The sequence below is a fragment of the Romboutsia sp. 1001713B170131_170501_G6 genome, assembly GCF_015668195.1.
GTDB lineage: Bacteria > Bacillota > Clostridia > Peptostreptococcales > Peptostreptococcaceae > Romboutsia_C.
Window position 1 is genome coordinate 220,422 of the sequence record NZ_JADPFC010000001.1, and the last position, 19,224, is coordinate 239,645.

The 19,224-nt window shown below is 26.1% G+C and carries 19 protein-coding genes and 1 pseudogene; 17 read left to right on the forward strand and 3 right to left on the reverse strand.

Annotated features, from left to right (window positions below; translation table 11 throughout):
- Window positions 1-57 precede the first annotated feature (57 nt).
- Both I4U89_RS01085 and I4U89_RS01090 read left to right on the forward strand, forming a co-directional pair.
- Window positions 58-1,182: a C40 family peptidase gene (locus I4U89_RS01085; RefSeq protein WP_195937842.1), complete on the forward strand. Its 1,125-nt coding sequence runs from the start codon at window positions 58-60 to the stop codon at window positions 1,180-1,182.
- A 272-nt stretch (window positions 1,183-1,454) separates the two neighbouring features.
- Window positions 1,455-1,862, forward strand: a complete 408-nt coding sequence (locus I4U89_RS01090) for a hypothetical protein (RefSeq protein ID WP_195236856.1) — start codon at window positions 1,455-1,457, stop codon at window positions 1,860-1,862.
- Window positions 1,863-2,473: 611 nt separating this feature from the next.
- On the opposite strand, the gene I4U89_RS01095 is transcribed toward I4U89_RS01090, so the two are convergent.
- Window positions 2,474-2,650: a hypothetical protein gene (locus tag I4U89_RS01095; RefSeq protein ID WP_195937843.1), complete on the reverse strand. Its 177-nt coding sequence runs from the start codon at window positions 2,648-2,650 to the stop codon at window positions 2,474-2,476.
- Window positions 2,651-2,909: 259 nt separating this feature from the next.
- On the opposite strand from I4U89_RS01095, the gene I4U89_RS01100 reads away from it, so the two are divergent.
- The 11 genes from I4U89_RS01100 (at window position 2,910) to I4U89_RS01150 (ending at window position 13,185) form a co-directional block, all read left to right on the forward strand.
- Window positions 2,910-3,773 (forward strand): tRNA 2-thiocytidine biosynthesis TtcA family protein, encoded by an 864-nt coding sequence (locus tag I4U89_RS01100; RefSeq protein WP_195937844.1) that lies wholly within the window; start codon window positions 2,910-2,912, stop codon window positions 3,771-3,773.
- 216 nt (window positions 3,774-3,989) lie between these two features.
- On the forward strand, window positions 3,990-5,006 hold the full coding sequence (locus tag I4U89_RS01105) for a 3'-5' exonuclease (protein WP_195937845.1): 1,017 nt from the start codon (window positions 3,990-3,992) through the stop codon (window positions 5,004-5,006).
- A gap of 168 nt (window positions 5,007-5,174) precedes the next feature.
- The gene (locus tag I4U89_RS01110; protein WP_195937846.1) at window positions 5,175-6,392 is read left to right on the forward strand and encodes an MORN repeat-containing protein; all 1,218 of its coding nucleotides are present in this window, start codon (window positions 5,175-5,177) and stop codon (window positions 6,390-6,392) included.
- 29 nt (window positions 6,393-6,421) lie between these two features.
- Entirely contained in the window at window positions 6,422-7,375 is a 954-nt protein-coding gene (locus tag I4U89_RS01115; RefSeq protein WP_195937847.1) for a S8 family peptidase, read from the forward strand.
- Between the two features lie 166 nt (window positions 7,376-7,541).
- Window positions 7,542-8,228, forward strand: a complete 687-nt coding sequence (ftsE, locus tag I4U89_RS01120; protein ID WP_195937848.1) for a cell division ATP-binding protein FtsE — start codon at window positions 7,542-7,544, stop codon at window positions 8,226-8,228.
- Window positions 8,212-9,117 carry a permease-like cell division protein FtsX gene (ftsX, locus tag I4U89_RS01125; protein WP_195937849.1) on the forward strand — a complete coding sequence of 302 codons (906 nt, stop codon included), beginning with the start codon at window positions 8,212-8,214 and terminating at the stop codon, window positions 9,115-9,117. Before ftsE ends, ftsX begins: the two co-directional genes overlap by 17 nt.
- 21 nt (window positions 9,118-9,138) lie before the next feature.
- Entirely contained in the window at window positions 9,139-10,257 is a 1,119-nt protein-coding gene (locus I4U89_RS15910) for a murein hydrolase activator EnvC family protein (RefSeq protein ID WP_195937850.1), read from the forward strand.
- A 172-nt stretch (window positions 10,258-10,429) separates the two neighbouring features.
- Complete coding sequence (locus tag I4U89_RS01135; protein ID WP_195937851.1) at window positions 10,430-10,927, forward strand: 3'-5' exonuclease; 498 nt, start codon at window positions 10,430-10,432, stop codon at window positions 10,925-10,927.
- A gap of 193 nt (window positions 10,928-11,120) precedes the next feature.
- The gene (locus I4U89_RS01140) at window positions 11,121-11,420 is read left to right on the forward strand and encodes a hypothetical protein (RefSeq protein ID WP_195937852.1); all 300 of its coding nucleotides are present in this window, start codon (window positions 11,121-11,123) and stop codon (window positions 11,418-11,420) included.
- Window positions 11,411-12,430 (forward strand): serine/threonine-protein kinase, encoded by a 1,020-nt coding sequence (locus tag I4U89_RS01145; protein WP_195937853.1) that lies wholly within the window; start codon window positions 11,411-11,413, stop codon window positions 12,428-12,430. The genes I4U89_RS01140 and I4U89_RS01145 overlap by 10 nt, the downstream gene beginning before the upstream one ends.
- Before the next feature lie 275 nt (window positions 12,431-12,705).
- Window positions 12,706-13,185: a hypothetical protein gene (locus I4U89_RS01150; RefSeq protein WP_195937854.1), complete on the forward strand. Its 480-nt coding sequence runs from the start codon at window positions 12,706-12,708 to the stop codon at window positions 13,183-13,185.
- 30 nt (window positions 13,186-13,215) lie between these two features.
- Here I4U89_RS01150 and I4U89_RS16005 read toward each other — a convergent pair.
- Window positions 13,216-13,305 (reverse strand): annotated as a pseudogene (locus I4U89_RS16005) (4Fe-4S binding protein); the annotation flags it as partial.
- A 273-nt stretch (window positions 13,306-13,578) separates the two neighbouring features.
- On the opposite strand from I4U89_RS16005, the gene I4U89_RS01160 reads away from it, so the two are divergent.
- Entirely contained in the window at window positions 13,579-14,499 is a 921-nt protein-coding gene (locus I4U89_RS01160; RefSeq protein WP_195937855.1) for a biosynthetic peptidoglycan transglycosylase, read from the forward strand.
- 10 nt (window positions 14,500-14,509) lie between these two features.
- On the forward strand, window positions 14,510-14,929 hold the full coding sequence (locus I4U89_RS01165) for a DUF3785 domain-containing protein (protein ID WP_195937856.1): 420 nt from the start codon (window positions 14,510-14,512) through the stop codon (window positions 14,927-14,929).
- Between the two features lie 39 nt (window positions 14,930-14,968).
- On the opposite strand, the gene I4U89_RS01170 is transcribed toward I4U89_RS01165, so the two are convergent.
- A complete protein-coding gene (locus tag I4U89_RS01170; protein ID WP_195937857.1) occupies window positions 14,969-15,610 on the reverse strand; it encodes an SIMPL domain-containing protein in 642 nt (213 codons plus the stop codon).
- Window positions 15,611-15,752: 142 nt separating this feature from the next.
- Here I4U89_RS01170 and I4U89_RS15595 point away from each other — a divergent pair, with 142 nt between their 5' ends.
- A complete protein-coding gene (locus I4U89_RS15595; RefSeq protein ID WP_195937858.1) occupies window positions 15,753-17,696 on the forward strand; it encodes a sigma 54-interacting transcriptional regulator in 1,944 nt (647 codons plus the stop codon).
- A gap of 258 nt (window positions 17,697-17,954) precedes the next feature.
- Window positions 17,955-19,220 (forward strand): pyridoxal phosphate-dependent aminotransferase, encoded by a 1,266-nt coding sequence (locus I4U89_RS01180; protein WP_207744095.1) that lies wholly within the window; start codon window positions 17,955-17,957, stop codon window positions 19,218-19,220.
- The last annotated feature ends 4 nt before the right edge of the window (window positions 19,221-19,224 follow it).

The following is a 19,224-nucleotide window of genomic DNA, read 5'->3' on the forward strand; positions in this document are numbered from 1 at the left end:
CGCCAATTAAGGAGAGGAGTTGAGTATACTATAGCCTCTAAGCTGTAGTAATAAAACATGAATAAACAAAGTATAAAAATGGGATTGGTAGCAACATCAATATTACTTCCAATGTCAGTTACAGTAGCAAATGCTGATACTATACAACAAGCAAACATAGAATATAAAATAATAACAGGAAATTCAGTAAACTTTAGAAAAGGACCAAGCACTAGTTATGATTCAATTGGTAAGTTTTATAAAGGAGATAAAGTAGAGTACATAGGAAAAAGTGGAGAATGGATAAATGTTAAGTATAATGGAAAAGTAGGATATGTACATGGAAATTACGTTTCAAACTCTTCTGAAGGAAATACATCAGATAATACTATAAAATACAATAAGATAGTAAGTGCAAGTTCCCTAAATGTTAGAAAGGGTCCAGGTACTAGTTACTCAAAGATAGACTCAATACCTAATGGCACAAAAGTAGGAGTAATATCTGAGTCAAATGGGTGGGCAAAGATAAGCTATAATGGACAAATAGGATATGTATCAAGTCAATATTTAAAGAGTAGTGAAGATTCAACTTCACCAAGTGAAGAAAAAGTAAAATATAATAAAAAAGTAAATGCAAGTTCACTAAACATTAGAAAAGGACCAAGCACAAGTCATTCAAAAATAGGTTCAATACCGTATGGTGCTGAGGTAGGGGTAATATCAGAATCAAATGGATGGGCAAAGATAAAATATAATGGACAAATAGGATATGTATCAAGCAAGTACTTAACAGCAGATATGTCTAATGGTGGTGGAACAACATCTCAAAGCGCCGATAAGGTAATAAATTTAGCTCAAACATTATTAGGAAAGCCATATGTATGGGGAGCAGAAGGACCTAGTAGTTTTGATTGTTCAGGATTTACTCAATATGTATTTAAAAAGTCTGCTGGAATAAATATACCAAGAGTATCAAAAGATCAATCAAAATTTGGACAATATGTAAATAAAAATAACCTTCAAAAAGGAGATTTAATATTTTTTGATACAAGCGGTTCAAATGATGGAAATGTAAGTCATGTTGGGATATATATGGGTAATAATAAAATGATACATGCATCATCGAGTAAAGGAAAAGTAGTTATATCTGAATTAAGTAATTATTATAATAATGCATATGTAAATGCAAGAAGAGTATTATAGATAACATAAAGATTTTCTCATTATATAAAAAATAGATGTATTATTAATAAGACATCTATTTTTTATGCAATAATTTTATATTAGGCATAAAATCATTGCTTGTTTATGAATATATACAGATAAATAAATTTGAAAATAAAAAAATCTAACTAGACTTAGTATAAAAAATCTAATATTTTAAGTAGAAAAGATTTTTGATGAATAAATAATCTAATATATTGAAAATAATATATAGTGTAAATTAAATTTATAGATTAACAAGGAGTGTTTCTATGGGTGTAGTAACAGATTTTTATAAATTCAAATACAGAAAAGATCACTACTATTTAGATGTATTTATAAATAAAGGAGCAATACCAAATATTGAATCAGCCTTAAATGAAATTCTAAGTGATAAATATATACCTAAAGACTCTCAATGTGCATATATGAAATTAAAAGAATTATTTCAAGAGGCAAGAAAAAGTACAAGCCATGTTTATGCTGAAATAAAAATACACAAATGTTATTTGAGATATATAAATAATTTATATCTATATTTTTTTGATAGAAAAGAGTATAGAGCTTTAAAGGAGTTAAGTGATTATTTTCATTTATATATAGTAGAGGATATAGAAAATATAGCAAATTTTATAACACTAAGCGAAGACGTAAAGATAAGGATACTTTCAAATATATAAAATAATTAAATTCAAAAAAGGAAATATTTATAAATATCTTGCATATAATACATTAAATATGAAACATTTAAAATTAATCCTTCATATTTAATGTATTATAAAAAGAAGGAGGGAAGTTAATTTGGATAATAGATTAGAATTAGTAATGTTTGAATATGAAAAAGAAATAGAATATGATTATACACCAGATAATAAAAGTGAATAAATTAAAAAAGATTTTTCAAGTTTAAATAAGTAAAGAATAAAATAAAATTTATCTTGCTAAATTAATCAATATAATTTATATAAATAAAAAAAATGGAGGTAAAATATGGAAATAAATATAGACTTAATGATATTTGAATATGAAAAGGAAATGGAATATGATTATATACCTGAACATGAAAATGAATAATAATTAAAGCATAAGTAATATTATATATCAAAAGGAGAAATAAAGTGAATATAGATAATGAATCCGATTAAAAGGAGCTATCTCAAACAAAATAGAGTTTAGCTCCTTTTTATTATAAGTTAAATTATAAAATTCTAAATATAAAAATTTTATACATAAAAAATGTCTAAAGTAAATCAAAAGATCACCTTAGACATTAAAAAAACAAAATTATAAATTAAAATGTATGTTTACTTTCTTCAGGGTCATAAACATTCATTAAAGTTTCTAAAAATCTTTTATAAATAGTAGTTTCTCTTTGACCTAAAAATCCTAAAACTTCTATTATATCAACATCATAAGTTATGTTTATAAGTTGATAATAGGTAGCTATTGAGTTTTGTTCAGCGTCCATATCCTCATATAATTAAACCTCTTGTCTTAAAGTGAGAATAAATTTAACAATATATTGTAGTTGTAAAAAGGTGCTATTAATAGATATATAAACTATACTTTAGGCAAAAATACAGGCTAAAATAAATAAGTAGATTACTTGAATTATTAGCTTAATATATGATAAAATAATTTGCATGTTTTATTAAAAATAGTCTAAAATTGAAACTTAATGAAAATGAATTATAGATATAACCAAAATATAAATAAGAGGTGATAGTATGAGTAACTTAGCAGGAAAAGGCTGTGAAATAATAGTACCTTTTGACGAAAGACAACCATTAAAAGATATAGAAAGAAGTATAATAAAAAGATATAGAAAACATTTATGGTCAAAATTTATAAAAGCTATAAGAGATTATAATCTAGTAGAAGAAGGAGACAAAATAGCTGTTGCAATATCTGGAGGAAAAGATAGCTTACTTATGGCTAAGATGTTTCAAGAGTTAAAAAGACATGGACAAGTAAACTTTGAATTAGAGTTTATAGCTATGGATCCAGGATATCATGAAGATATAAGAAAGCTGCTTATAGATAACTGTGAATACCTAGATATACCAATACACTTATTTGACTCAAGAATATTTGAAATAGCAGATGAAATAGCTAAGGATTATCCATGTTACATGTGCGCAAGAATGAGAAGAGGAGCATTATACTCTAAAGCTGAAGAATTAGGGTGTAATAAGTTAGCACTTGGACATCATTATGATGACGTTATAGAAACAACAATGCTTAATCTATTATGTTCGGCTAACTTTAAAACAATGTTGCCTAAACTACATTCAACAAACTTTGATGGTATACAAATAATAAGACCACTTTATTATATAAGAGAAGAACATATAGTAAGATTTATACAAAATAGTGGTATATGGCCACTAAATTGTGCATGTATGGTAGCGGCTAAAAAGACTGGTAACAAGAGATATGAAATAAAAGATTTAATTAAAAATCTTGGAGAAAACTTTAAGGATGTGGAAAAATCAATATTTAAGGCAGCGGAAAATGTAAATATAGATTCTGTACTTGGATGGCAAAAAGATGGAGTGAAGCATTCATTTATGGAAAATTTTGAAGACTAATTAGAGATTATTTAAAATTTTCATTATTTATTTTTAGTATAATTAAATATAATGTATTTATAAATTTAGGAAGAATTTTTATTCTTCCTTTTATTTTTGCTTTTATGAAATATATTTGAATAAACAAGAAAAACGAAAATTTTATAAATGTATGGTGAAAAAATATCATAAAATGATAAAATATAAGTAAAGATATTTAGAAGGTGGGAGTTTGGATTGAAAAGAGTTTATATAGACTTTGAAATGAATATGCCAAGTGCAAGAAACAAAAGAGATATGCTAAATGCGGATATAATTGCAATTGGAGCTATACAATATGATACGGATACAGGTAATATAGAAGAATTTAAGTCACTAATAAAGCCTGTAACTAACCAAGAAATATATCCACATATAGAAGAATTAACTCATATAAAGCAAGAAGATGTTAAAGATGCACCAACATATGAAGAAGTTATGAGAAAATTTAAAAAATGGTTAGGTACATTTTCTCAAATAGAAGGTATATATACCTTTGGGAACCTAGATTTAACTTGCTTTAATAACACAGATAAAAAAAGTGCTCAAAAAAACAATCACCCAAGATTTATAAATAATATAAAAGGTTTGTTCGTAGATATAAAGGACAAATATTTAGATTGCGGAATAAAATGTATGAATTATGTTTCATTAAAAAATCTTCTTGAATGTGCAAACGTAGAATTTAAAGGAGATGTACATGACCCTTTGTATGATGCATATAATTTATATGTATTAGATGAAATTTTAGAAAAAAATGAAGGAATAAGAAACATATTAATAATAAAAGATTTTATAAGATCACCATTTATAACATTAAATGAAAACTTAGAAAAAGTTTTTAATGAATACAAAAACATATACTATAAAAATCCAAAAGAAGCTAGTAAATCTGATATATCTATAGAAGTTATAAAAACTGTATATCTATATTTAGAATCTATAAATAATATAGACATATACAATATAGATATAATAAGAGATATAAGCAGAAAAATGGACACAATAGATAAATTAAAAGATATTAGAACGGGATATTTTTATATACTTGAGAACGTATATTTTGATATGAAAGATTTAATAGATGACTTAATGCTTTATAAGCTAAGTCAAGAGGAATACGTAGAAGAAATAAATAGCATAATAAACCTATTTTTTGATGATTTAAAGTATGAAGAAATAGAATTTGATTACATACTAGAAAAAAGCTGTTGATAAAACTATATATCAACAGCTTTTTTGATGGAAAAACAGTAGCTTTAATATATACTTTTTATATTTTAATTATATAGAAATTTTATACTATTTTTTAATATGAATAAATATGGACAAGAATAAATATAAATTATAAGAAACTAAAAACAGGAAATAGGAGGAGTTTTTGTGGAAGAAATAAGTAATTATTTTTCTATAATATTTAAGGTATTTATATCTCTATCATCAATATTTATATTATTTTATGGGATAAGTATTATATTAAAAGTAAAATATAATAAGCCTAAAAATAAAGGATACATAAGAGGATATACTAGAAGTAGTTTAGTGATAGGCGACATGAACAAAGTAGATACAAATAACGTAAAAGAAAATATAAGACAAATAGAAAATTCTAGTATATCAAGTAAAGAGAATATTATGCAATATGATAATGGAGATGTATATAAGGGAGAGATTAAAGATGAAAAAAGAGAAGGTTTTGGGATATGTATATATATGAATAAAGATAGATATGAAGGACTTTGGAAAGATGATAAAATGCATGGAATAGGTAAATATACTTACCATGATAAAGGGTCGTATAGTGGCGATTTTAAAGAGAATAAAATAGAAGGAATAGGAACTTATACTTACAAAAACAAAGACATATATAAAGGATATTTTAAAGACGGGAAAAGACATGGAAAAGGAATTTTATATTGCAAAGACGGTAGCAAATATAATGGAATGTGGAAAGATAACCTTAAACATGGACAAGGAAAGCTTATTGATGCGAATATGCAGACCTATGAAGGAGATTTTGTAGAAGGTAAAAAAAACGGACAAGGTAAATATGAGTTTGCGGATGGTAGCAAATATAATGGTGAATTTAAAGACAATATATATCATGGGCATGGATCCTACATAGATAAATATGGGAATATATATGAAGGGCAATATAAATATGGATTAAAAAAAGGCAAGGGGATGATGAAATATAGAAATGGTGAAATATATGAAGGTGAATTTAAGGATGATATTATAAATGGAAGAGGAAGATATACATATAAAGATAAAAGTATTTATGAAGGAGAGTTTAAAGAAGGGAAAAAACACGGAGTAGGAACATATGCTTGTGAGTTATATAAATATGTAGGCGAATTTAAAGAAGATAAGAAAGGTAAGGTAGGAACCTATTACCTAGGTAATAATACTATTCTAGAAGTAATTATAGAAGACAATATTATAACACAAGGGGTATATATATGTAATGAAAATAAAAGATACCTAAATAATATAGACTTAAGTGAAATAAATGAAAAATATTTATTAAATAATATAGAAAATTATCTCGAAAATGAAAAAAAACAAAATCACATTATCACTTCAAAAATATATAATTAATTATAAGAATAAATTTTGGGGTGGTATCTATGAAAAATAAATCTGAAGATTTAAACATTAAGTTGTTGCCATTTAAAATAGAATCAAACTCAAGAGGAAGAAATACAGTTAACCAATATGGAGTGGATATGATAAAAGCTAGGGACATGTGGAAAGAATCTACTAAAGGAAGTGGAGTACGTATAGCAGTAATAGATTCAGGATGTGATATATATCATGAAAGCTTAAAAAATAATATAGTAGAAGTTAGAAATTTTACAAATGAAGATAATAAAAATCCCAATATTGTAACTGATAGAGTAGGACATGGTACCCATGTTATAGGTACTATTGCAGCAAATAATCCAAATAATAATATAGTAGGTATAGCACCTAATGCACAGATATATGTATTAAAAGCAATAGAAGGTAATGGATTAGGAAAATTAAGTTGGGTGGTTAATGCTATAAATTATGCCGTAGAAAAAAAGGTAGATATAATATCCATGTCACTTGGAATGGGCGAAAGTTCAGATAAATTAGAAAGAGCAATAAAAGAAGCTGTCAAAAAAGGAATATTAGTAGTGTGTGCAGCTGGAAATGATGGAGATGGAAATGCTGATAGTTTTGAATACTCATACCCAGCTGCTTATGAAGAAGTAATATCAGTAGGTGCTGTTGATAAAAAAGGAAATCCTGCTAGTTTCAGTAATGCAAATTTAGTTATAGATGTAATTGCACCAGGGGTAGAAATACTTTCAACCTATCCAAATAACAAATATGAAGTACTAAGTGGAACTAGCATGGCAACACCGCATGTTACGGGAAGCTTGGCTTTACTTAAAAATTGGTCAAAAGAAGAATTTCAAAGAGATTTAAGTGAAACGGAGTTATATGCTCAACTTATAAAGCATACAAAATCTATTAACTATCCAAGAACTGTTCAAGGCAATGGGCTTGTATATCTAGCGCAAGTTAAAACTAAGAATAAGAAAAAATATTAAAAAACTTCGCATATCTATAAAAAAATTAGATATGCGAAGTTTTTTGATATTAAATGATAAAAATTTGCAATTAAAGTTACAAAAAGGTTACAAAAAAATACTAAATTGTGTATAATGGAATAGTAAAAAAAAATAAGGCAACAAAAGCAAAATTGGAGTGATGAAAATGATTAAATTTACTAATGTAGATAAATTTTATTCAGATGGTAATAAGTCACTAGATAATGTAAATTTAGGAATAAAACAAGGCGAATTTGTGTTTTTAGTAGGGCATTCAGGAGCAGGGAAGTCTACTTTACTTAAATTATTGACTAGAGAAGAAAAAATATCATCAGGAAGGCTTTCTGTTTTAGGAGAAGATATAACTAAAATAAAAACAAGCAAAGTACATAATTACAGAAGAAATTTAGGAATAGTATTTCAAGATTTTAGACTATTAAATGAAAAAACCGTCTATGAAAATGTAGAATTAGCATTAAGAGTTGTAGGTACAAGTACTAAAGAAATTAGACCAAGAGTTATGGAAGTGTTAAAAAGAGTTGGCATAGCTGAAAAGCATAGCAAATACCCAAATGAATTATCAGGTGGAGAATCTCAAAGAGTTGGTATAGCTAGGGCTATAGTCAATAAACCATCTATAATAATTGCAGATGAATGTACGGGAAATTTAGATATAAATAATTCTATCCAAATTTTAAAATTATTAAATGAAATAAATGAAGAAGGTATTACTGTCATAATGGCAACACATGATATAGAAATATTAAAGCTATTTCCAAAGAGAGTTATAGAGCTTAAAGAAGGAAAAATAATTAAAGATACAAAGAGGGAAAAATATGAAATTAATGTCTAAATTTTTATACAGTCTAAAGCAAGGAATAAAAGGTGCTTTTCACAATAAAACTATGACTATTATATCTACAATTTCTATATCTGCATCTTTAATAATATTGGGAATAGTTTTGACTATAGTATTAAATATAAACCAATTTATAAAATATGCACAAGATGAAATAAATGAAGTTAGGGTATCTATAGAAGAATTCACCAATGATGATGCAAGAATAGAATTAAAAAATAAAATTAAAGATATAAATGGTGTCAAGAGTGTTGAGTTTAAAACAAAAGAAGCTTCTTTTAACGATCTTAAAAGAAGTTTTGGAGAAGAAGCATATCTACTTGAAGGTGTACAAAATCCTTTAGAGGATTCCTTCCTTGTTACAATAGATAATCCAGAGAATATAAAGCAAATATCAAGAGAGATATCTAAATTAGAAGGTGTAACAGAGATAACTTATTTTCAAGATATAATACAAAATTTCTTAAGTATATCAAGTACAGTTAAGAAATTTGGGTCAATTTTAATAGGTGGATTACTATTAATATGCCTAGTAATAATATCTAATACGATAAAAAGTAGAGTATATAGCAAAAAAGAAGAAATACAAATTATAAAATATGTAGGTGGTAGTAACTTATTTGTAGTATCTCCATTTATAGTAGAAGGCTTTTTTATTGGATTAATAGGAGCTACTTTAGCTATTGGTATATGTCTGGTTACATATGGATATATAGTAGAAAATTTAAAGCAATTTATAAATCCGATAAATAATATTATGTCAGGTGCAGTCCTTCCATTAGCTTCTATATCATCTTCATTAGTATTAACATTGCTTATAACAGGAGTGGTTATAGGGGTATTAGGAAGTGTTATATCAGTTAAAAGACATTTAAAAGTATAAAGTAATATGGGGGAAGATTGAGTGAGAAAAATATTGACTATATTAACAGTATGCTCTTTAGTATTTGGAACAACATATATATATGCAGACACTGAAGATAAAAATATAGAAATTAAACAAAAGAGTGTAGATGATAAATTAAATAAAAACAGAGAAGAACAAACAACTTTAGAATCTAAAATAAAAGATTTAGATTCTAAAGTGAAAGAAATAGAAGTAAATATAAAAGAGACTAATGATAAAATAGAAAAATTAGATGGCGAAATAGAAACTACTAAGATTGAAATAGAAAAACTCAACGAAAATATAAGTAAAAATGAAGAAGCCCTAGGCAAAAGATTAAAAGCAATAAACAATAATTATTCTATGGGATATATTAAGGTTATATTAAGTAGTACTTCTATATCAGATTTTTTCAATAATATATATGTAGTTAAGCAAGTTGTAGAGCAAGATCAAAAGATACTAAAAGAACTAGATGAAAATAAATCAGAAGTAGAGAAAAAAGAAAAAGATTTAAATTACAAAAAGAAAATGCAAGAAGATTTAAAAATAGCTCTAGTAGAAAATAATGAAAAGGTACAATCTGATAAAAGTGAATTAGAAGCTTTAAAGAGAGAACTAGAAACTGAAGAAGATAATTTACAAAATGAATTAGAAAAATTAGCAGCAGAAGCAGCAGCTAAACAAGCACAAGAAACCCAACAAAGTGCTGCATCAACTGATGAAAACTTAAATGGAGCAATAATATCAAGTGGTTCTTGGCCAGTTCCAGGTCATAGTAGAATAAGTTCTCCATATGGATATAGACTTCATCCAGTATTAAATGTTCAAAAGATACATACCGGTATTGATATACCAGCACCAAAAGGAACTCCAGCAGTAGCAACTGACAGTGGTACAGTTATATATTCAGGACTTAAAGGTAGTTATGGAAATACTGTAATGATACAGCATGATAATGGGAAGGTATCATTATATGCACATAACGATCAATTACTAGTATCTGTTGGACAGAAGGTTCAAAAAGGACAAGCAGTAACTAAAATAGGAAATACAGGAAGATCAACAGGGCCACACTTACATTTTGAAATAAGAATAAATGGAAAGCATACAAATCCTATGCCATACATAGGATAATTAAAAGTAAGTATCTATTATAAAGTAATTTAATAGATACTTACTTTTTAATTAAGAATAAATACATTTAGTTGTTTATTTAGTTAAATATTAGCAAATTTTGTACTAAAACAAAATACATGTTATCATATAATATAATTAGATAAACAAGAACCTAAAAGGAGTTTTAAACATGGAAGAATATGTAGTTGTAGATTTAGAAACCACGGGTCTTGACCCATATAAGGGTTGTGAAATAATAGAAATCGGAATAACTGAGATAAAAAATAATGAAATAATTAGAAATTATTCAAGGTTTGTAAAACCAACTTCAGATATACCGCCATTTATAACAGATATAACTAATATAACTAATGATATGGTTAAAAATGAAGATCCTATAGAAAAAGTATTGCCTAGATTTAGAAAATATATAGGAGATAGAACTATAATAGCTCATAATGCTAAATTTGATTTAAAGTTTTTAAATTATTATTTAGATAAATTAAACTTAGAGCCTATAACTAATCATATATGTACATTAGAAATGTTAAAGGCTAACAAGAACTATAAAGGAAAAAACAAAAAACTAGAAACAGCATGCGCATATTATGGAATAGAAAATAAAAATGCACATAGAGCAGATAGTGATACATTAGCTACAGCTAAATTGTTTTTAAAAATAAAATAAATAAAAAGCAAACTATTATTTAAATATAGTTTGCTTTTTTATTAGAATTTTATGATTTAAATTGCTTTCATACAAACTATAAATTTATATCCTTCAAAATAAAAAATTTTTAAAACTAATTATATTTAGTGGTTAATTTTTATTAAAACTCATAGTATATAGTATCTTAAAAAACCTTTAGGGGGTTAGACATATGAATTTCATAGAATTTAATATATCTGTAAGTGAAATAGAGTTTTCAATATTTAAAAAAACAAAAAATAAGAAAATATATATAGTTAAAAATAAATTAATTATACCTAAGTCTTTTGATATAGGTAATAGATTAAATTATATCAAAAAACTAGTAAGTAGTATTATAAAAGAACATGATGTGAATAAATCCTATATAAATAAAAATGAATTGGAAAATGAAGATAATATACAGTTAATAAAGATAGAAGGTATAGTAGAGGAGCTTCTATTTAATTGTGGGGTGGAAATATGCAAATAAGTCCAAATGTTAACTTAAAAGTAATAAAAAAGATTAAATCTGAAGGAGTAAATTCAAATTTATATTTAGTAGAAGATACTCAGCTTGGATGTAAATTTATACTAAAGCAAATAAGTAAAAAGAAATTAAAATATGCAGATAAATACTTTGATGAATCTAAGAAGATATATAGATGTAATCATCCTAATATAATGAATATAAATACAGCATCTCAAGATGAAAATAATATATATATAACAATGCCATATCTAGAAAGAGGGTCTTTATATAATTTATTAGAGAATAAAAACTTAACTATTAGAGAAGTTATAAAGTACTCATTAGACTTTTTATCAGCAATACAATACATCCATTCTTTAGGTATAATACATTGTGACATAAAGCCAAATAATGTACTTATAAGTGATAATGATAATGCAATACTAACAGATTTTGGCTCGGCATTGTATTTAAATAACTCAGGAAATGCAAGACTTAGAAATGTATATTATAAGCATATAGCCCCAGAACAGTGTACAAATTCTATAATAGATAAAAAAATTGATATATATCAAATAGGTACTACTTTATATAGAATGTGCAATGGAAATGAAGAATATAATAATCAAGCCAGAAAATATAAAGATTTAAATAGTTTAAAAATAGCATGTGCTAAAGGTAAGTTTCCTATAAGAAAAAAATATTTGCCTCATGTACCAAGAGAAATTATAAATATAATAGAAAAATGTCTTATGATAGATCCAAGAGATAGATATGAAGATGTTTTAGAAATAATGAATGATTTATCTAGTATAAGTAGAAACTTAGATTGGAGGTATAAAAAATTAGAAAAAAATGACTTTGTATGGGAACTAGAAGATAAAAATTACAATACTTATATAAGGTTATACAAAGAAGATAAAGATTGGAAAGTATTGAGTGAGGGGGAAATCTATACAGTAGACACAAAGGCTAAGGGATATAAGCTTATAAGAGGTATTATAAAGAATAAAAAAATGACCTTACTTTAAACCGATCAAGTAAGGTCATTAAAAAGGGGTAAAATATATTATAAAAAGGGGTTTATTAGGGAATATATTTTATTTGGGGAGTAAATAATCGGTTATTAGGGGAATAACCTTGTATTTATAATAACAAGATTCGACAAAAAAAGCAATAGTAAATTTAAAAAAAGTTTTATAAAATTTTTGTTTAAGTTAAATTTAAAATTTTATTGAATTTAACTTAAACAAAAATGTATAAAAATATATCTTCTGGATAAACTATAAAAACCTAGGAGGTGCATATGAAAAAATTTAAATGTCTGTTTTTAACCTTATTATTTTTTATAGCTATGTCAAATACATCAATATGTATAGAAAAAAACAATATACTAAATAAAGATATATTAATAAATAATGTAGAAAAAGACGATATAAAAATAAGCATAACTGATATAAATATAGTAGAGGAAAAAATAAGTGTAGGAGATGTTTATAATTCTTCTGCTATAATAAGTATGAATGTTAAAAATAACAGCAAACACGATATAGAATTATCTAATATAGATGTATATCCATATCAAGGAGGAAAACCAGTTAAGTATTTTGTTTCAACAGCTAAGGAAGATATACAAGGATTTATAGGAAATGTTAAAGGTGGAGAAGGTAAAGATATAAAAATGGGAATAACGCTTCATAATACTAAAGATCCTATAAAATTAGAGTTAAATAACATAGAAGATAAAAGTAAAGAACAAATTGTACATAGCATAAATATAAAGTAAAAAAGAAAAGCATTGTATTGCTTTTCTTTTTTACTTTATATTATTCCTCATTTGAGGAGTATCAACAGGGCATATGCTATTACATGTACCACAACTCATACATATATCTAGGTCTATAACGTATTTTCATCTCTGGCCCATATACATTTGTCAAAAGACTCTAGTTTACAATCCACCAACTTATACAAGTATCATGTATAAAATAAGCTATAACAAAGCCTTCTTTGACTATTTTATATATTATATAATTTCCAAAAATCATTTTTTTTAGCCAAATAATATACAAATAATATATAAAGTTGCATAAACTAAGTATAGTTATAATCTTACAAATTTGTTCTTTGATTTATTTTGTATAACAATGTATAATTACTTTATAAATAAGGAGGTTTTATGAGTTATAATAATGATGATAATAAAATAAGACGGAGAAGAGTAAGCTCAAGTACAAGTAAAACAACAAATAAATCAGATAATAAAGTATTTAATAATAGAAGTGTAAGTGAAAAAATAAAAAATGAAAACACTATAAATAGAGGAAAAAGAAATAGTACTTATAGTTCTCGCTCAAGAACTAAAAAAAGCAAGAGGAAAAAAAATAAAAAGTTATTAAAATTATTTAGAAATTTATTAATATCAATGTTATTAGTATTAGCCTTAGTATCAATAGTTTCTAGTATTTATGTGTTTACAGCGGTCAAAGGCTCACCTAAAGTAACTAAAGAGCTATTAGAGCAAAACTATATAAGTAGTGAAGTGGTAGATAATAATGATATACCAAAGTATCTAAAAGATGCTATTGTATCTATAGAAGATGAGAGATTCTATAAACATAATGGTGTAGATACTATATCTTTAGTAAGATCTGTAGTACATAATTTACTAACAGATACAACTCAAGGCGGAAGTACTATAGAAATGCAAATTTCTAAAAACTTACTTACAAGTGATGATAAAACTATAAAAAGAAAACTTAAGGATATGTTTAATGCAACTTCCATGGATAAAAACATATCTAAGGATGAAATATTAGGTATATACTTAAATAATATATATTTAGGTAAATCAGCCTATGGGGTAGCAAAAGGTGCTAAAGTGTATTTTGGTAAAGATGTTAAAGATTTAAATTTAGCTGAATGTGCTATGTTAGCAGGAATAACTAATAGCCCTGCAAAATATGGTCAATTTGTACAAGCAAAGAAAAGACAAGAAACAATACTTTATAAAATGCATGAACTTGGATATATAAACGATGCAGAATACGAAGATGCATTAACTAAGGAAGTAACTTTTATATCTGAAATAGGCAAATAAGAGGTGTAAGATGAAAGAGTATAAGTTTAATTATGAAGATAAAGAGTATGTATTAGGTTTAAATAACTGTAGTGGTTTATTAAATGACGAAGAAAAGCCTGTAGATGGTATAAAATTAGAAAATATATTAGCAATGTTATCTAATGCTAGTGAAATAGATTTTGATATGGAATACTACAAAGAAGCTTGCCCAGAATGTCTAAAAGGAGTTAAGGAAAAGCAAAAGTTCTTTGGTTTTTTAGAATATCATTTTTATATATTCACTAAAAATGGGAAGTTTGTTATAAGTGATATAGATAAAAGTTATGAAGGATTAAGTTTTAACAAATTATTAAGAGCAGGTAAAGTTGATGATAGTTATATAGTTAGTATAATAATATGTGAAAACTGCCAAGATTATATAATACAAATAGAAAACTGTATAGTATAAATAAAAAAAGTCTACCATTGATTAGGTAGACTTTTTTTATTACATGCAATAAGTTAAAAATGATGCATCTACTTGTGCTGTTATCTTAACTATACCAGGTACTACATTTGTGCTAGATGATTTAGATGAATAATTAATATTATTTAGTTGAGAACTTACCTCAGTAACTTTGCAAGGTATGGGATTATAATTAAGAGAAAAACTTTTAGCTAAAATACTAGCTTTATCTTTAGCATCTTGAGTAGCTTTTTTTAATGCTTTATTGTAGTATTCATTAGGATTAGATAAAGAAAAGTCTATATATATTTCATCATTTGCGCCATTTTCAACTACTAAAGAGTAAATATCATTAACTTTACTTAAATCATGCACTATTATAGTTATAAGTTGAGTTACAGTATAAGAAACTAATGTATTTTTTTCATAATCATAATTTTGAGTAGCAGAAATGTCTTTACTAAAAATATCGTCCTTTGAAACACCAAAATCAGAAAGACTATATAAAAGTCTATTCAAAATTTCGCTATTTCTATCTTTTGCTATTTCTAAGCTCTTATCTTGAGAAGATATTCTAACATTAATTTTTGCCATATCAGATTCTATATTTAAAGAACTTACACCTCTAACTGTTAACGAGCCCTTGTCAGAGGGCATATTAAATAGGCTATTTTTATATTGCATAATCAAAAAACCTCCATACTTTATAGTTTATTACTAAGTTTATATATTTAAATAAGTATACTTTAAATTATATTAATTAATAGAAAGTTAATATGATATAATTAATATAAATTTTTAAAATAAGATAAAAGGGGAACTAAAGGTGGAAAATGTAATAGGGGTTATAGCGTCAAATATAGAGCTAAAAGAGAAAATAGAAACACTTTACCCAAGGGAAATAAAAAATAAAGAAATTATAATAGATATTATAGAATTAGATTTATTAGAAGAACAAGGAAAGATATTAGTTGACAAAGGAGCTCAAGTAATAATAGGCAGAGGTGGAGGATATAAGCTTATATTAGATACTGTCAATGTACCCATAATACCTTTAAATATGAAATCTATAGATTTACTAAAAGCTATAAAATTAGCTAGTACATACAAAAAGGAAATAGTTCTTATATTAGGGTATGATGAAGTAGATTTCGATTATATAAGTTTAAAGGATGTAATAAATATACATATAAAGGAAGAATGGTTCAAATCTAAATATGAAATAAGAAGCAAGGTCTTAAAATACATCGATAAAAAAGAAGATATAGTTATAGTTGGAAGTGGAATAGCTTGTTCTTTTGCTAGACAGTATAACATAGATAATGTATTTATAAATGCTAGTGAAGAATCTATAACAGAGGCTATAGAATACTCTAAAAATATAATAAGATCATTATCAAATGAAAAATTTAACAATCAAATGCTTATAAATATACTAGATGGAGTAAAAGATGGAATAATAGCTATAGATACAAAAGGAAAAATAATACTATTTAATGAAAGTGCAAAGAAAATATTAAACACAAAAAAGGAAGAAGTATATAATAAAAATATAAAAGAGGTATTTCCTTGTATGGATTGGCTAGTAGAAGCTATGATTAAAAATGAGAGTCATAAGCGTAAGATAAGAAATATAAATAAATTGACAGTAAACACAAGGTCAGTACCCATAATAGTTGATGGACAAGTCCAAGGAATAATTGGAATACTTCAAGATATAACCAATATACAAAGTTTAGAGAGAAAGATACGCATGGATTTAAATAATAAGGGACTTTGTGCTAAATATACATTTGATGATTATATATTCAAAGATGAAATAAGTAAAGAAATTGTAGAAATGGCTAAAAAGATTGGTAAAACAGAATTTACGACCTTATTATATGGAGAAAGCGGTTGTGGAAAAGAAGTGTTAGCACAAAGTATGCACAATATTAGCCAAAGAAAAGATAAACCTTTTGTGGCCATAAATTGTGCCACCATATCAGAAAGTTTGCTAGAAAGTGAATTGTTTGGATATGAAGAAGGAGCATTTACAGGAGCAAAAAAGGGCGGAAAGCCAGGGCTTTTTGAGCTTGCTCATGGAGGAAGTATATTTTTAGATGAAATAAATAGTTTGCCTATAAATATACAAACTAAGTTACTTAGGGTTATAGAAGAAAAAAAGATAATGAGAATGGGGTCAGATAGGGTGATACCTCTAGACATAAGGATAATGGCTGCTACTAATGAAAATCTAAGACAAAAAATAAAAGATAAAACTTTTAGAGCTGATTTATTTTATAGATTAAGTAGTCTAGAGATAAACATACCTCCACTTAGAAAAAGAAAAAAAGATATAGTATTTTTGTTTGAATATTTTGTGAAGAAAATGATAGAAGAAGGTAATTTTTCAAATCTATCTTCTATCAGCGATAGTTTTAAGCTAAATCAAGAAGAGATTAATCTATTAAATAATCATAATTGGCTGGGAAATATTAGAGAACTAAAGAATGTAGCACAAAAATACGTACTAACAGGCAAAGTAGAAATATTATATGTGGAAGATGAAGATAAAAAAGTGGATGAATATAACTTGAATATAGATAGTAGCCAACTTGAAGATATAAATTATGAAAATATAAGTATTGATATAAAAGAGATAAATAAATATGTTGAAACAAAGATTATAAATACATTATTATCTCAAGGATTAAATAAAACACAGGTAGCAAGTATCTTAGGAATAAGCAGAACTGCTCTTTGGAAAAAATATAAAGATAATAGTTGAAGTGTTAAAAAATAATAACTAATGTTAAAAATTATTAACATAAAAAATAACATCAAAGGTAAGTTATTATAAATAAGAAGATTAATACAAATATGAAACTAATAAAAAACAAGCTTGCTTTAAAAAAAATTGTTTTTTATTAATTTATATTAATTATTAACTTATTATAGTAAACTAATTAAAATATTTAAATATTTGGCACAAGTATTGCTTTATATTGAGAGGAAAAGTAAATAATTATAGGGTGGGGGGAATATTATGCAAAGTATGGCGGCTAAGCATTCTATATGGCCAAGAGAGAAAGATATAATATTTGATTTATCAGGAAGGGCTCAAAGAGCGGAAAAAAATATAGGAAGAGAAAATGTTATAAATGCTACTATAGGAGCATTAATGGATGATTACGGAAGATTAATAACTTTAGATACAGTTTATAGTGAGTATAAAAGTTTGGAAAATGCAGAAATATCTGCTTATGCAGCACTTGAAGGTCAGCCAGATTATCTTGAAGCTGTTAAGAAAGTAGTTTTTAAAGACTATACACCAAATAGTTATATAAGAGCAGTTGCATCTCCAGGAGGAAGTGGAGCTATAAAATTAGCTACTTGGAATTATACAAACCCAGGTGATGAAGTATTAACATCAGATTGGTTTTGGAGTCCATATGTAAGCATTACAGAAGAAATAGGAAGAACTGTAGGAACATACGAGTTATTTGATGAGAATAATAATTTCAACTTCAAATCATTTAAAAAAGAATTTTTAAGAATAGCAGATAAGCAAGAAAGAATATTTACAATTCTAAACACACCAGCACATAACCCAACAGGATATAGCATACCAGATAATGAATGGGATAAAATAATAGGATTATCAAAAGAAGTAGCTCAAAATAAAGAAAAGAAAATAATATTATTTGTTGATATCGCGTATATTGATTTTGCTAGTGATGATAATGCTAGTAGAATGTTTTTTGAAAAGTTCTCAAATCTACCAGAAAATGTATTAGTTATAGTAGGATTTAGTATGTCTAAAGGATTTACAGCTTATGGAATGAGAATGGGAGCAGCAGTTTGCATAACTTCAAGTGAAAATGTAGCAGAAGAATTTTACTATGCTTGTGTACACTCTTGTAGAGCAAACTGGTCAAATTGCAACAGAGGAGCTATGGCACTTCTTTCCAATATAGTAAACGATTCAGAGAAATTTAAGAAATACAATGAAGAAAAAAATACGTACAAGGAAATGTTAAAAAGAAGAGCTAATGCATTTGTAAAAGAAGCTGAAAAAGTAGGACTTGATATACTTCCATATAGAGATGGATTTTTTGTAAGTATACCTTGTGAAAACTCAAGAGAAGTATGCGAAGAATTAACTAAAGATAATGTGTATATGGTACCTTTAAAAGCTGGGCTTAGATTTGCTGTTTGTGCAGTAAATGAAAATAAATGTAAGATAGCACCAAGTATAATCAAAAATGCGCTTGAATATGTAAAAAGTCAGAAATTAGTAGAGAATAAATGATAAT